Origin of the sequence: Rhodococcus sp. IEGM 1318 (genome assembly GCF_033142465.1) — a bacterium.
GTDB classification, from domain to species: domain Bacteria; phylum Actinomycetota; class Actinomycetes; order Mycobacteriales; family Mycobacteriaceae; genus Rhodococcus_F; species Rhodococcus_F qingshengii_B.
Genome location: NZ_JAWLSC010000004.1, coordinates 329,847 through 343,634, shown reverse-complemented (window position 1 = coordinate 343,634; position 13,788 = coordinate 329,847). Strand labels below are relative to the sequence as shown.

General features: G+C 62.0%; 13 protein-coding genes and 1 pseudogene. 4 read left to right on the top strand and 10 right to left on the bottom strand.

Going from position 1 to position 13,788, the window contains the following annotated elements; all coding sequences use genetic code 11:
* Positions 1 to 65 precede the first annotated feature (65 nt).
* The 5 genes from R4P65_RS12505 to R4P65_RS12485 all read right to left on the bottom strand — a co-directional run bounded on the left by R4P65_RS12505 (position 66) and on the right by R4P65_RS12485 (position 3,694).
* Positions 66 to 209 carry a hypothetical protein gene (locus R4P65_RS12505; RefSeq protein ID WP_317826715.1) on the bottom strand — a complete coding sequence of 48 codons (144 nt, stop codon included), beginning with the start codon at positions 207 to 209 and terminating at the stop codon, positions 66 to 68.
* Between the two features lie 145 nt (positions 210 to 354).
* Positions 355 to 1,005, bottom strand: a complete 651-nt coding sequence (locus R4P65_RS12500; RefSeq protein ID WP_317826714.1) for a sterol desaturase family protein — start codon at positions 1,003 to 1,005, stop codon at positions 355 to 357.
* Positions 1,002 to 1,724 (bottom strand): FadR/GntR family transcriptional regulator, encoded by a 723-nt coding sequence (locus tag R4P65_RS12495; protein ID WP_317826713.1) that lies wholly within the window; start codon positions 1,722 to 1,724, stop codon positions 1,002 to 1,004. The genes R4P65_RS12500 and R4P65_RS12495 overlap by 4 nt, the downstream gene beginning before the upstream one ends.
* A gap of 54 nt (positions 1,725 to 1,778) precedes the next feature.
* Positions 1,779 to 2,750 carry an ABC transporter substrate-binding protein gene (locus R4P65_RS12490; RefSeq protein WP_317826712.1) on the bottom strand — a complete coding sequence of 324 codons (972 nt, stop codon included), beginning with the start codon at positions 2,748 to 2,750 and terminating at the stop codon, positions 1,779 to 1,781.
* A gap of 53 nt (positions 2,751 to 2,803) precedes the next feature.
* Positions 2,804 to 3,694: an AraC family transcriptional regulator gene (locus tag R4P65_RS12485; protein WP_317826711.1), complete on the bottom strand. Its 891-nt coding sequence runs from the start codon at positions 3,692 to 3,694 to the stop codon at positions 2,804 to 2,806.
* Between the two features lie 151 nt (positions 3,695 to 3,845).
* Between R4P65_RS12485 and R4P65_RS12480 the strand changes: the two genes are divergently transcribed.
* Positions 3,846 to 4,778, top strand: a complete 933-nt coding sequence (locus R4P65_RS12480; protein WP_317826710.1) for an ABC transporter substrate-binding protein — start codon at positions 3,846 to 3,848, stop codon at positions 4,776 to 4,778.
* Positions 4,775 to 5,788, top strand: a complete 1,014-nt coding sequence (locus R4P65_RS12475) for an ABC transporter substrate-binding protein (RefSeq protein WP_317826709.1) — start codon at positions 4,775 to 4,777, stop codon at positions 5,786 to 5,788. The genes R4P65_RS12480 and R4P65_RS12475 overlap by 4 nt, the downstream gene beginning before the upstream one ends.
* Before the next feature lie 12 nt (positions 5,789 to 5,800).
* On the opposite strand, the pseudogene R4P65_RS12470 reads toward R4P65_RS12475, so the two are convergent.
* The 3 genes and pseudogenes from R4P65_RS12470 to R4P65_RS12460 all read right to left on the bottom strand — a co-directional run bounded on the left by R4P65_RS12470 (position 5,801) and on the right by R4P65_RS12460 (position 9,613).
* Positions 5,801 to 7,107: pseudogene (locus R4P65_RS12470) on the bottom strand (amidase).
* 7 nt (positions 7,108 to 7,114) lie between these two features.
* Positions 7,115 to 8,377 carry an amidohydrolase gene (locus R4P65_RS12465; protein WP_317826708.1) on the bottom strand — a complete coding sequence of 421 codons (1,263 nt, stop codon included), beginning with the start codon at positions 8,375 to 8,377 and terminating at the stop codon, positions 7,115 to 7,117.
* A gap of 27 nt (positions 8,378 to 8,404) precedes the next feature.
* Entirely contained in the window at positions 8,405 to 9,613 is a 1,209-nt protein-coding gene (locus R4P65_RS12460) for an MFS transporter (protein WP_317826707.1), read from the bottom strand.
* A gap of 99 nt (positions 9,614 to 9,712) precedes the next feature.
* On the opposite strand from R4P65_RS12460, the gene R4P65_RS12455 reads away from it, so the two are divergent.
* A complete protein-coding gene (locus R4P65_RS12455; protein WP_317826706.1) occupies positions 9,713 to 10,732 on the top strand; it encodes an Lrp/AsnC family transcriptional regulator in 1,020 nt (339 codons plus the stop codon).
* A gap of 3 nt (positions 10,733 to 10,735) precedes the next feature.
* On the opposite strand, the gene R4P65_RS12450 is transcribed toward R4P65_RS12455, so the two are convergent.
* Both R4P65_RS12450 and R4P65_RS12445 read right to left on the bottom strand, forming a co-directional pair.
* A complete protein-coding gene (locus R4P65_RS12450) occupies positions 10,736 to 11,449 on the bottom strand; it encodes a TMEM165/GDT1 family protein (protein ID WP_058227350.1) in 714 nt (237 codons plus the stop codon).
* A 294-nt stretch (positions 11,450 to 11,743) separates the two neighbouring features.
* Complete coding sequence (locus tag R4P65_RS12445) at positions 11,744 to 12,271, bottom strand: peptidase (RefSeq protein ID WP_230816072.1); 528 nt, start codon at positions 12,269 to 12,271, stop codon at positions 11,744 to 11,746.
* Between the two features lie 165 nt (positions 12,272 to 12,436).
* Here R4P65_RS12445 and R4P65_RS12440 point away from each other — a divergent pair, with 165 nt between their 5' ends.
* On the top strand, positions 12,437 to 13,786 hold the full coding sequence (locus tag R4P65_RS12440; protein ID WP_317826705.1) for a DUF1254 domain-containing protein: 1,350 nt from the start codon (positions 12,437 to 12,439) through the stop codon (positions 13,784 to 13,786).
* The last annotated feature ends 2 nt before the right edge of the window (positions 13,787 to 13,788 follow it).

Sequence of the window (13,788 nt, the reverse complement as noted above, 5' to 3'; positions counted from 1 at the left end):
TCAGGTCGTCCGTCCAGCATATTGGACGGACGACCCCTGAGTGGCGCTATCTGTGGATTGCGGTATCAGCTACCGAAGATCGTCACTGCCTGCTCGGCTGCTTGCGGCGCCTGCTGGAACACGCCCTGAGGGATGAACTGCTGGGGGCCCAACTGCTGGAAGTTCGTGACCATCGGGTGAATGACGTTGTTGAATACATCGTTGAACATGTGTTGTGTCCTTCGGTTACAGCGTTTTTTCGAACTTCTGACTCCACCGACACTAAGCATGGTTCTGGCGAGTTTCAACGAAAAGTGCTGATACACAGTCACGTTCAAGATTATTGCCAGCTGGGGGCCAGGAACCGGCCTACCTTCACAGCTTGGACGCTGCGCCGTGCAGGTTCTTCGCCGTCGGGGATGTCTCGACGGATTTGGGGTCGGGATACGTGCCCAGTACGCGATCGGCCGTTCCCGCGGTGGTGACGGTGAACCAGTAGTGCTCGTTCTTGAAGTGATGGTTGCGATGGTTGCGCCAAACCGACCGGTAGAGAGTAGTTTTCGGCTTGTAGTCACTGTGGATGAGGAAATGGGTCCACTCGTAGCCGAGGCCGAGGATGGAAATGCAGGCCAGGAACGTCAGACCGAGTTCGACGCGGGGAAAGGTCAGGAGGGCGACGGCCGTCAGAACCGGAATGACGATCAGGAGCGTCTGCCACGGAATGAAGATGAGTGAGACGGTTCGCGGGGCGAAATGGTGCTCCCGATGGCTGCGCGCCAGGCGTGAATCGAGGGTGACGCCGGCAATGGTCCGCGGCTTCCAATGGAGAACGAAGACGTGAATGATCCACTCCACGAAGGGAAATACGGCAAGCATCACGAGCGGAACAAGGGCGTCGGTGATCTGCCAGTTGCCCAGCGTGAAGCGCGCTGCCACGGCGACCACCAACATCGTGCCGATCATCCACGGCGTCGGTGACTTGCGGAACGTCCGTGCTGCGTCGGCCAGAGTGAGAGGCTTGCTCATGGTTTAAGTCCTTCCAGGAAGGTGAGAGCATCGCCGATTGCTGTCGTGCCGGTGTGAAGGAGCTGTGCGGCTGACGCCTCGGCAGTTGACTCGTCGTGTGAAGTGATGGCGGAGGCCAGTTTTCGATACATGTCGGTCTGGCCGACTTCGGCGACCATGACGGAGGCAAGTGCAGTCGTGGCCGGTTCGTAGGCGGCGCGCAGGCTGTTGAAGATCAAACGGAAGGCAATGGAATCCGCGCTGTCGACGACGACGTCCCAGAACGCCAGAGCGCGGTCTTGCAGCTCTACCGGATCTTCGGTGGCGCCTAGTTGATCCACGGCCGTGTCGAGTTCTCGGGCAGATTCCGCGGAGATGCGACGGGCGGCCAGCACCGCGATCTGCGGTCCCATCAACTCGCGAGTTTCCAGGACGCTGCGCACCACGGCCAGGTCGGGGACGCCGTCTCGAACCAGCAACTGGGAGAGAAGTTCAGGCCCGGCCTGGCGCCGGAAATCTCGCACGGACGTGGACTCGCCCTGGCGGACCTCGACGAGTCCGGCCTGGGCGAGCTTCTGAATTGCCTCGCGGACTGCGGGCCGCGAGACGCCGAATGCCTCGGCGAGCTTGCGCTCGCTGGGTAGCGCCTCACCCACGGCCAACTCTCCGGCCAGCACTTTCACCGAAATCTGGTCGAACACTGCGCCGGAAGCGGAGGTACGTGCAACGGGTTGGAACATGTACCGACCGTAAACGCTAACTGGTGAGAGGTCAAGTGGTATGACCAGTTAACGTCACTGCAGGTTGCGAGTGATGTCCGCCAACTTGTTCAGGAAGTCCGTGTAGGTGAGTGCGAATCCGACTTTGTCGTCGTAGTCGAGCGGTGCGACATTGCCGGCGACCACGGCTGGAACACGATCCCACGCCGGGTTGCCCGGCCAGGAGTCGAGGTTCTGGGCGACGACGACATCGGCGTCGGCGAGCACATCCGCATTCTCCCAACCGAATTCGGCGCTGTAGCCGCCGATCGCGGCCGATTGGGCGGCGGTGATCGCGTCGTTGGACAAGATCGTGTAACCGAGTGACGACGCTACGTCGACGGTCAGGTTGTTCGGGGTGTTGAACACGAAGAACTTGTCCTCGATCAGCGATAGGAAGGCGATCGTCTTGGTCTGCGCGACGGAACCGACGTCGTCGCGGGCAGTGGCGAGAGCGGCTTCGTACCGCGCCTGTGCTGCCGAGGCGGCGTCGGTCTTGCCCAGTAGTGCCAGTTGCTCGCCCATGAATCCCAGAGGGCCGCCGAGTGATTCGGTCTCCTTGTCGGGCGAGCTGCCGTCCTGGATCACCAGAACCGGTGCGATGTCCTCGAAAGTGAGGTTCTGCGACTTGTAGCTCTCGTACCAGCCGACGGAGATGAGGATCAGGTCCGGGTTGTAGCTCAGCACGTCCTCCTTACTGAGATTGCCGCCCAGATGCCCCGCATCGGCAGGGACCTTGGATGCGAGATGGCTCGACTCGTCGTAATCGAGGGCGACGATCGGGTAATCGGCGAGAAGTGCGAACTCGAGGGACGTCCGGGAGTCGATGACAACTACTCGCTGCGGGTCGGCAGGTATCTGGGCGGAGTACCCCGCGAAGCTGTAGTCGATGGTCTCGGCCGAAGGCGAGGGCTGGTCGTCGGACGAGCTGCACGAGGCGAGCGTGCCGATCAGGATCGCGCCGACCGCGAGCGCGATAGACCTGGCAAAACGGCGGCGGTGGTGCATCTGTGGTGTTCTCCAACGTGTTCGGGAAACATGGTTTGCCTTGCCTAACAACGCTAACGTGTCACCCGTGCGGGTTTGGTGCCATTCTGATGCGGTTTCATGACAGGTGAGAACGAGCGGAAGTACGCGGCGGGGGTGTGGCCGATGACCTGCCTGAACAGATCGATGAACGTTCCAGGGTTGGCATACCCGAGGCCGCGGGCCACGGCGACGACGGGTTTGCCTGCGGCAATCTCGATCAATGCAACGCGGACGCGCACCAGAATTCGCCATTGAGTGAGCGTCGTGCCGGTGTCGGCCTGGAAGCGGCGCATCAAGGTTCGGCCACTCACGCCGATGGTGCGAGCCCAGTCGGAAGTGGTGCGGTCGTCCGCCGGATCGGCGATGATCTGCTGGGCAATCGAAAGCAGGTCAGGTGTTCTCGGCAACGGAATGTCGAGACTCGCGGCCTGAACGGGATGGATGAGGTCGATTGCCACCTGCTGTAGCCGTAGTCGCTTCGGGTCGGGCATGGCGTTGTTCTCGTTGTGTAACAACACCTCCCGAAGTGCACCGGTCATGGGTATGCCGACCACTGTCGTCCAGTCGGCCTCGACATGATCCGGATTCAGGTACGTCGCGAAGATGACGGCGCCGTGGTCGGAGCGAACTCGATGTGGCGTGCCCGCGGGTATCCAGATGCCGAGCATCGGCGGAACCATCCAGAGGTGTTCGGACGCTTCGAGTGTGACGGTCCCACCCGCCGACCACAGCAGTTCATGTTCGTGGTGAGTATGGAAATCCCAGACGCCCGTTGCCGTGCTCTTGAAACGGATCGTGCTGACGGACCATGGCTCCGCGACGATCCGATCCGGGGTGGATACCGGCTCGTTCCACGTCGCCGGTTCCAGGGTCGGCGCTCCCCACAACATGATGCCGGAGAAGTCCTGTCGCGATGGCGTCACGAACCAAGAACGTACCGGCTTCCGGCCGTCGGACGAGGGGGCGCGTATCCATGGCTCGAACGAAACAGTGGTTGGCCATGTCGCTTCACCGTAACCGTGCAGGTGAGGGTAATTTTAGGTAGCCCTAATTCGGATAACCGTCAGGAAACCCATGACACCTCTCCTGTTGCCGACGCCAGACACCGATGCACAATTCGCTCGCATCACTGCTGCCTTGACTCGTCGCGGCTTTCTCGGCGGAAGCGCCGCCGCACTGTCCATGCTCGAGTTTGCCGGATGTAGTACTGGGGACGTCGGTGACGGTGCGGACGGCGCAACTCGGACCGTGCAGACGCACTACGGGTCCGTGGACGTCCCCGTCGATCCACAGCGCATCGTCGCCGTCTCCTACAACACCCCGTGGCAGTTGCAAGCCGTCGGCGCCCAACCCGTGGCGACGCTCGACTACAGCGCGTACATCGACCAGTTCACCCCGACGCAGCAGAAGTTCATCGAAGGCTTGTCTACGGTGGGGGTTTTCCTCCAGGTCAACCGCGAAGCCGTCGTGGCTGCCGCGCCTGATCTCATCGTCGGCGATGTGTACGAGATTGACGAGGACATGTTCCGCGAGCTCTCGAAAATTGCTCCGACAGCGGTCTATTCGGGCACAAACCGGTCTGACTGGCGTTCGGTGTCGGAAGGCGCAGCGGACGCGGTCAACAAAGGCTCGGCATTGACGTCGAACCGTGAAAAATACACAGCGATGCAGGCGCGTATCCGCACCGATTACGCCGCGCAGCTCGCCGACCTGAACGTGACCCGCGGCGAGTTCATCCCGGATCTGCGCCCATCCACCGGGTTCGAAGCCTTCCCACTCGAACAACTCGAAATGCTGCGGGACGTCACCGTCGTCATCTACCCGAAGCAGCCGAACGGAACTGATTCTGCAGGAATGAAATCCGTCTTCGCCAGCCCGCTGTGGAGCCGCATTCCCGCGGTCGCGTCCGGGCGCTCGTTCGGAATCAGCACTCAGGTCACCGACTACGGCACGGCAATCAACTGGCTCAATGAACTCGAATCCGGCGCCTTGGAGGCACTTTCATGACATCACTTCTCTTGCCTACCGCTGATACCGATGCCGAGTTCGCTCGCATCACCGCAGCACTGACCCGACGCGGTTTCCTCGGGGCCGGTGCCTTGGCGGGGATCGGATTGCTCACGGCCTGTGGAACCAGCTCCAGTGAATCGGCCGAGGGCTCGATGCGCACCATCAACACGGCCCTGGGGCAGGTGGAGGTTCCCACCAACCCGCAGCGAGTGGTCAGCGCCGATTACTACACGGGCCCCGCGATGTTCGACGCCGGATTCACGCCCGTCGGACTGCCGGTCGACTACGAGAACGCCGACGGTGTCCCGGAACCGTATGCGTCTGCGCTGCGGTCCCTCCCGAAGGTGGGGCGTTGGTACGAGCCGAACGCCGAGGCGATTGCGGCTTTGTCTCCCGACTTGATCGTGATGACCAACCTGCTGTCGGAGAACAACCCGGATCTTTACGAGCAGATCCGGTCGATCGCCCCGACCGCGGTTTTTGCCGAAGACGGGCAGTACGCGTGGAAGGCGCGCGCCCTCGGAGTCGCGGACGCGCTCAACCAGAGCGCGAAGGTTCAGGAGTTGGCAGACCGATACGAGGCGCGGATCGCGAAGTTCCGCAGCGACAACGCTGATGTGTTGAGCAAGGTGAAGGTCGTCTACACCACGTACTTCGAGGAGAGTGGTTTCTCGCTGTACTCGCCGACCAAGTATCAGACGACGGTCATCAGCGAGGCCGGGTTCCAGTTCAACGACCGCTCACTCGCAATTCCCGCCGGCAGCAACGAGTGGTTCCCGAAGGAGCAGTTGGAGCTGCTCGACGAGGCCGACGTCATCATCACCAACAGTGGCAAGGGTCCCATCAACGAGAAGTTGGCGAACGACACCATCTTCCAGCGTCTGCGCGCCGTCAAGAACGATCAGGTGTACTCGTTCGACTACGAGGGCGTCGCGTCGTTCGGTTGGGCCTTGACGTTCCTCGAGCAGTTCCAGCCGATTGCTGAGGAGATCGGAACCAAGCTCTGATCTCCTCAGCGATCAAGAGGAAGCCGGCGTCACCACATCCAGCCTCGGTTGATGCTGGTCGGTGTATGCCCACGGGCGGATCTTCTCCAGTGCTTTGCCGATCCGGAACACGGTCGGTTCGTCGTAGGTATGGCCGACGATCTGGACGCCCGTGGGAACGCCGTTGTGTGCGTGTCCACTGGGCACCGCTAGTACGGGGCATCGATTGGCGACGTTGAACGGCAACGTGAGAAGTGCTTCGGCGGTGGTGTTCACGTGCTGGCCCGCAACTGTGAGGCCGTCGAGCAAAGACTCGCCTGCCGGGAAGGCGATGGTGCCCGAAGTCGGGCAGATCAGCGCATCGAACGGAGCCATTGTCTCGGCGAGCTCTCGTTGCATCTGGGTTTCTTTGCGAAGGCCGTCCAGAAATGACATTTCCGCAGCGCCCTTCGACGTGATCGCGACGTTGTCGAGCGTGTAGTCGGCAAGAAGATCGCCGTGGGCGCGAGCAACTTCCGCGACGGATGCCCCCATGATCGTTCTGAAATGGACTTTCACCCCTGCTGCCATCGAGTCACGAGTCCACGGTAGTTCGATCTCCTCGACTATTGCCCCGGCGTCGACCAACGACTGTGCGAGCGCCCGTGTGTTCGCCTCGATGTCAGGTTCGATGGGGAAGTCGCCGAGTCGCAGGCACAGGGCAATGCGCATTCCCTCGACCGACGGGTAGTCGTGCGGCAGTGTGATCGCCGGCCTCAGGGAAGCATGGTCACGTGGGTCCGGCCCGATCAGAACGTTGGCCAAAAGAATTGCGTCGTCGACAGTTCTGGCCATGGAGCCGTCGCCGCGGTAGGAATCCATGGAGAGCGGGGTAACCCCGGCGATACGCCCGTACGATGCTTTGAGGCCGACGGTGCCGGTAAAGCCGGCCGGGCCTCGAGTCGACCCACCGATGTCGGATGCTGTTGCCAGAGTGGTAGCTCCGGCAGCGAGTGCCGCGCCCGCTCCTCCGGAGGAGCCGCCGGGACTGTACTCGAGGTTCAGGGATTGCGAGTCACGCCCCACAGTGGAGAGTGGGTGAACGCCGCAACGCAGAACTCCGGCGTCGTGGTGCGTGCGTGAATCAGGCCGCCTGCTGCCAGAACTCGATCGATCACCGGTGCGTTCTCGCGGGCGATGTTTCCGCGCGCCGCCAGCGAACCTTCGGTCAGAGACTTTCCGGCAATAGCGTGTTTTTCCTTGGCAGCTACCGGAATTCCCTCGAGCGGCCGCGGATCGGGTCCGTGGCCGAAATATCGGCTCTCAGCTTCCCGAGCGCCGGTGAGTGCCTCCTCGAACATCTCGGAATCACGCGCTTCGCGCAAGGGCGCCCAGTGCGGCCGCGGTCATGGCCGTGACACCTTCGGGTAGGGCCGCGGCCGGATCCGGGGCGAAGCGCGGTGAATGATTCGAGGGTGTGCCGGGAGGAATCCGTCCCTCGGCGAGTGCGGCGAGAGCTCTTTCGTCGAAACTCTGCAGCGCGGTCCCGCCGAAATGCCAGAATACGGAGGGGCATTGGGCGGCAGTGCCGAAGATGCCGAAGTCCTCGCTGCCTGAAAGTGGTTGCGGCAGGGTGTGCATTCCCAATCCTGCCCGGCGTAGGTCGGCCATCACCGTGGACGTGGCGTCCGGAGTGTTGACCGTGGCCGGAAAGCCGTTGTACGCATGAACGTCCGGCGCGTCGGTGGCGCCTGCTCCATCAGCTTCTGCGCGAGCGATCCGGCCTACAGATTCGAGCATGTGTTCTCGCGACGATGCACTGAAAGTTCGCAGACTGAGTAGTAGTTCGGCGTCGTCGGCAATGATGTTCGCAGCTGTGCCGGCGTGCAAGGCTCCCACCGTGAGCACAGGTGCTGTCGGGGTTGCCGCTTCGTGAGCGACCAGACTTTGAATGCGCAGCGCGAAAGATGCTGCCATCAACAAGGGGTCGATGCATGCGTACGGTGATGACGCATGTCCACCACGGCCGTGAAAGACCACTCGGATCGTGTCGGATGCTGCCATCAAGATGTCGGGTTTGCTGACCAGCATCCCAGCAGGAGTCGGGCCTACGTGTTGTCCCAGGCAGAGGTCCGGTCGGGGGAAGCGGTCGAGGATTCCGTCGTCGACCATCGCGCGCGCGCCGGAGCCGGTCTCCTCGGCAGGTTGGAAGACCGCGACAACAGTGCCGGTGATCGATGTCGGATCCGCGGAAAGTGCTGCGCACGTGGCAAGTAGCGTTGTGACGTGGACGTCGTGGCCACACGCATGCATGACTCCGTCATTTTTGGAGGCGTAGGACAGGCCGGTGTCTTCTGCCACCGGCAACGCGTCCATGTCGGCGCGCAGCAGGACCACCGGACCGCTGCTCCCTTGGAGAACACCGACGACACCCGTACCGCCGACTCCGACCGTGACGTCCCAGCCGCCGATCCGCCGAAGTTCTTCGGCAACAAGTGCGGCAGTGCGAGTTTCGTCGCCGGACAACTCGGGGTGTGCGTGCAGGTCCCGGTACAGATCGAACCAGTGCGGCTCGACGGTTCGCAACCGTGACGGGTCTCCGAATTCAAGATTCGAAAGCAGTTGGTTCATGGTCGATCTTCTTTCGGTTGGTGGCGTTCAGTTGGCGGTTTTCAGTTGCACCAGGTTCAGCATCTTTTCTCGGGTTTGTGGTGCTGCCATTACCGCGACGATCGCCACGACGGGCCCGAGCGCGAGCGACACGAACGCCGCTGACCAGGAGAGATGGTCCACGATGAATCCGAACACAAGCGGTGCGACTATTCCGGCGACCATGCCGCCGAAAATGATCATCGACGAGGCGGCCCCGACCACCGAAGAAGGCAGAGCTCGCAGGGGCAGTGCAAAACACGGCATGAAAGCGAAAGAGGCAGCGGCAGATCCGAGGGTGACGAGAACGACGAACAAGGCCGTGTTGGAGACGAAAGGAATGGAAACGAGCATCACGATGCACGCGAGCATGGACGGCACCACGACGATACGGCTGTTGCCTGCCAGTCGATCCGAGATTCGCCCGCCGATGACGGTGGTCACCGCCGCCGCCACGGTTGCCGGGATGAGAAGCAGGCTTGCACTCGAAAGGGCGATTCCACGTTCGTCATGCAGGTAGGACGGAACCCAGGACGACATCCCCCAGATCACGAAGTCGTATCCGAAGAACATCAAGGCGAAGAGCCACATTGCGCGGGAGCGAAGTACGGTGCGCATGTTGTCCCAGGAAGAATCCGGACCGTGGTCGATCTCCGCCGGAAGTGCGGGAGGGAGCCACAACTTGATGCTGACGAGCGAGAGTACTCCGAGCGCAGCGACGGCCAGAAACATCCCACGCCAGCCGATCAACGGGAGAAGAGCTGCCGCAACAACAATGGCGAGAAGCGTGCCTACGGCATTGGAGCTGTTCATCCAGCCCGTGGCAGTGGCACGTTGCTCCGGGATGCTGCGCTCGGCGACGAGCTTTACTGCGGCTGCCGGAAACACGCCCTGCGCGAGACCGAAGAGAAAGCGAACAACGAGAAGCGTCCCGAACGACCACGCAAGCGCAGTGAGGCCGGTGAAGACACTCCACGCCACCAGCCCGATGAGGGCCATCCGGACTGCGCCGTATCGATCGGCCAGCAGTCCACCAGGCAGTTGGGCCAGCGTGTAGGCGATGAAGAACGTGGAAATGATCAACCCACGCTGGGAGTAGTCGAGATCGAACTCCTCACCGAGCAGGGGGAGGGCGAGGTTGATCGCCAGCCGATCGATGTAGTCGATCGCGTAGGCGACGAACAGCAGCGCGACCGTGACTTTGGTGGAGCGAAGCACTGGGCCTCCAAGTGGTGAAACTGTGAAGTGATTCACACATCTTTGGCAAATTTGCAGTGATCGCCAGCCAGAATGCAGCAATCCGGCAATAATTGACTGATGAAGCCGGAATCCGACGCATTTGTCATTGCGGAATCTGATCTGGAGATCATCAATGCACTCCAACTCAACCCCCGCGCGTCGTGGACACAGTTGTCGTCGGTGCTCGACATGGATTCGACGACGATCGCCCGCCGGTGGCGTCGACTCGTCTCGAACGGTCATTCGTGGGTCAACGCGGTCGCAATCGGTCGAACCCACATATTCGGTTATCTCATGATCAGGACCGCACAGGATGCGGTTGCCGACGTGGGGGAACTGCTGCGTCACCTGTCCTGCACCTATCTGTTGGCCAGGACGGAAGGTGAGTTCGAGTACTTCGTCGGTGTAGTGGCCGCCGACCAGAAGAGTTTGGACGCTTTGGTGTGTGAGCACCTGGCCGCCGATCCTGGAATTCTGTCGATCAGAAGCCGGGTCGGGGTGAAGGTGTACCGAGACGGCTTCAGTTGGGAGCCGGGCGCTCTAGGGCAAGCAGGTCGCGCTCAGCTGGCAACCGCTGCGGCGCCGGCAGACCCGACAGAGTTCCGCGAGTCCGATAGCGCCCTGTTGGAAGCGCTCGGCCGCGACGGACGTGCCAGCTATGCGCGCCTCGCCGCGATTTGTGGAACGAACGAGACGGCGATTCGACGACGCTTGGCGCAGCTGACTGCGTCGCAGCAATTGATCTTTCGCTGTGACGTTTCGCAACAGGCTGTCGGTTCACCCTTCGAAGTGATCTTCGACGTCGCTGTGGACGGTTCCACCGACGAACTCGGCCAACTCGTGTCGGGTTGGCCGGAGACCCGATTGTCGGTGGCGACCACCGGAACGGCGAACATGTTGATCAGCGTGTGGCTGAGTAGCCTCACCCAGAGTCTTGCCGTCGAGGATCGGTTACGTCGAATCGGTAGTGTGCGGATCCTCGATCGACGTGTCTCGTTGTACCCGATGAAGCGATTCGGACAGCTGCTCGGACCAAGCGGAGTGGCAGAAGGTCATGTGCCGGTCGCGATTTGGGGCGCCGATAACCTTGTTCGCTGAAAGTCAGTCGATCGGCGTCCGATTGTCATCGACGAGGTGCGTAGCGGAGTCGGTCGCACGGGAGCGCTTCCAGATCATCCGAGCCAGTGCGCCCAGCACGGACACGGCCAGGACAACGCCACCGCCGATGATGCCGGCCGACGAGTCCGGGAAGATGCCCTCGAGCAGAAGCCAGACACCGAAGACGAAGAACAGCACCGCGGCGCCGATCTTGATGAATCCATCCGGGAGGTGCTTGCCCAGTACCGAGCCGACGATGATGGCGAGAGCGTCGGCCGCCACCATGCCTACCGTCGATCCGATCCAGACGCCGATCCAGTCGTTGTCTGTCGCAAGGGTGATGGTGGCGAGCATGGTCTTGTCGCCGAGTTCTGCCAGGAAGAAGGCCGACGCGACGGCGATGAAGGCGGATCGCGTGACGCGACCGGCCTTGTTCTGCTCGTCGTCGGTGAGATCGTCACCGCGCAGGGTCCAGAGGCCGAAGATCAGGAACGCGATACCGCCGACGATGGAAATTGCCGCGGTGGGGAGTGCGACGCCCAGGTAGTGGCCGACGGCGACAGAGACGAGGTGAACAAGGGTGGTGGCGACGGTGATTCCGCCGAGAACGACCCACCAGCGATAGCGCAAGGCAAACGTCATTGCCATCAGTTGCGACTTGTCGCCGAGTTCTGCGACAAAGATGACGCCGAAACTCAAAAGTATTGCGGCAAGCAAGATTTACTCCTCCGGTCGGTGTAGGTCGGAGGAAAAATGCGAGCCTCCGGCCTGGGCAGGCGCAGCGGGTGCGCATGTCCGGCCGAAGGTCTCGCCCACCGAGGCCACAGGACCTTCGGTTCGCCAGGCCGGGTGCTTCGCGATCCGCACATGACGGGGCGCGTCGAACCAGTATGTCGACACAGGCGATTGGGGGCTACTCCCCTTCGTTGCTACCCACGTTAGCGCGGTCGAAACGAATTGGCAAAGCGCACAGCAAGTTTGGGAGTCCGAACTTATCGCTTACCGGGGCCGTCACGAGGCGAGGAGCATGGCCAAAACAGCGGTGTCGGGATCGCTGATCGGATCGATGCCGACACGGCTGATCATGGAGACGACTGTGCCGTCCGGCTCTGCCTCGACCCAAGCCGCACGATGCTCCAAACCCAAGTAGGGAAGGCCGGGCAGTAGTACGCACCCCGACGCGCTGCCCTCGCATTCCGGCAGGCTGGACGTGGTTTCCGACGGCGGGTGCAGCATGATCAGGGCTGGTGGCTGGTGATCGGAGAAACGACCGGGTGTCAGGGCGAAATCGCCCAGCACTGGACCTTCGGCAACCACCAGACCGACAGTGCCCGGCTGCGGATCCTCGGGAACGTCCTCACGAACCCCGAAGACCGTCGTCGTCGGCAACAAACCCGGCATCGAGGCCACTCGGACAGCCAGGGCGAGAAGCTGCGCCCACTCCTGGGTGGTGTCCGGCCAACGCCCGGAGATGACGAACCCCTGCAAAGACCCGGCGGCTTGGAACGGAGAAATGCCTATAGCTTCGTTTCTGTTCATTTCTGTTCCTCCCTCGGTGCTGGGGCAAATCTCGGGCAGACGCACATGCGTCGGTCCGGCACACCTCGTTGGGTAATCGAAATATGCACCCATTCGGTACTGGCACACAAGACGGGGAGAGTGCCAGCCAGGTTTGCGCTGGTGAGGGCGGTGGTATGCGCAGGCATGACTCTGTCGAAGAACCGTTCTCGGCTGGAAGACCTGGCAACGCAGGCGTGGATCTTCGGATATCCACTGTTGATTGCGGCGGTATCGCGTGACGTCATGACGGCGGTGCCGACCCCGGTGGCGATGAAAGCCCCGCTCAACCAGTTCGCTTATGCGCGTACAACGCCCGACGCGACCTTCACCGATGTCGTCTCACCCAACGCGGACACTCTCTACTCGTCGGGGTGGCTGGACGTGTCGACGGAACCACAGGTGCTCTCATTGCCGGACTTCGGTACGCGGTACTGGCTGGTCCCCATCCTCGACGCGTGGAGCGACGTCTTCACGGTGCCGGGATCTCGGACGGTGGGGCGCACCGGGGGGCCGTATCTGGTGGCCGGGCCGAATTGGAAAGGCAACGTACCCAAAGGTTTGACGCTGCTGCGTTCTCCGACGGCAATGAATTGGATAGTCGCGCGTTATGCGACGTCGGGGGGAACGGACCTGGCTGAAGTGCACACCCTGCAGGACCGGACGCGACTGACACCACTGTCGGAGTGGACGGGTGACCCGCAGGACTACACGCCCGGTGAAGTTCCGGTGAACGCTGCCGTCGACACCCGGACGCCGCCGGTGGACCAGGTGGCCGCCATGGACGGCGAGGCCTTCTTCACCACCCTCGACGCACTTCTCGACGACAATCCTCCCCGCCCGGAGGATACCGAGATGATGAAACAGCTGTCCGACATCGGAATCGGCTCCTCGTTGCCCTGGAAGTCGCGTCCGCAAGAGGTGCGTGATGCCCTCGACCGAGCTGCGCGGACCGGAATGGACGTGCTGAGCGAGATCGCCAAAGAGGCCGAGGGTAGTCCGAAGAACGGCTGGACGATGCACCGCGGCTTGGGGCATTACGGAACTCATTACGCTCAGCGGGCTTTGATCGTCTGGCTCGGTTTCGGGGCGAACCTTGACGCCGATGCCGTGTACCCGCACGCCACCACGGATGTCGACGGGAAGCCGCTGACCGGGGCGAAGAAGTACGTTCTGCACTTCGAGAAGGACGAGCTACCGCCGGTCGAAGGCTTCTGGTCGCTCACGATGATGAACGAGCGGCAGTTCTTCGTGGACAACCCGATCGACCGATACGCGATCGGCGATCGAAGCGATCTGGCGTTTGCCGACGACGGTTCCCTCGACATCTATCTCCAGCACGAATCCCCTGGTGGTGAGAAGGAGCGGAACTGGCTGCCGACTCCGTCCGGAGACTTCAACGTTTTTCTGCGCCTGTACTGGCCGAAGGCTGCGGTGCTTTCGGGATCGTGGACCGCGCCCGGTATTCGGGAAGCAAGTATTCGGGAAGCAAGCTGAAG

Excerpts from the sequence above, each read along its gene's own strand:
- R4P65_RS12505 (WP_317826715.1), bottom strand. The coding sequence starts at position 209 with ATGTTCAACGATGTATTCAACAACGTCATTCACCCGATGGTCACGAAC.
- R4P65_RS12500 (WP_317826714.1), bottom strand. The coding sequence starts at position 1,005 with ATGAGCAAGCCTCTCACTCTGGCCGACGCAGCACGGACGTTCCGCAAG.
- R4P65_RS12495 (WP_317826713.1), bottom strand. The coding sequence starts at position 1,724 with ATGTTCCAACCCGTTGCACGTACCTCCGCTTCCGGCGCAGTGTTCGAC.
- R4P65_RS12490 (WP_317826712.1), bottom strand. The coding sequence starts at position 2,750 with ATGCACCACCGCCGCCGTTTTGCCAGGTCTATCGCGCTCGCGGTCGGC.
- R4P65_RS12480 (WP_317826710.1), top strand. The coding sequence starts at position 3,846 with ATGACACCTCTCCTGTTGCCGACGCCAGACACCGATGCACAATTCGCT.
- R4P65_RS12475 (WP_317826709.1), top strand. The coding sequence starts at position 4,775 with ATGACATCACTTCTCTTGCCTACCGCTGATACCGATGCCGAGTTCGCT.
- R4P65_RS12465 (WP_317826708.1), bottom strand. The coding sequence starts at position 8,377 with ATGAACCAACTGCTTTCGAATCTTGAATTCGGAGACCCGTCACGGTTG.
- R4P65_RS12455 (WP_317826706.1), top strand. The coding sequence starts at position 9,713 with ATGAAGCCGGAATCCGACGCATTTGTCATTGCGGAATCTGATCTGGAG.
- R4P65_RS12445 (WP_230816072.1), bottom strand. The coding sequence starts at position 12,271 with ATGAACAGAAACGAAGCTATAGGCATTTCTCCGTTCCAAGCCGCCGGG.
- R4P65_RS12440 (WP_317826705.1), top strand. The coding sequence starts at position 12,437 with ATGACTCTGTCGAAGAACCGTTCTCGGCTGGAAGACCTGGCAACGCAG.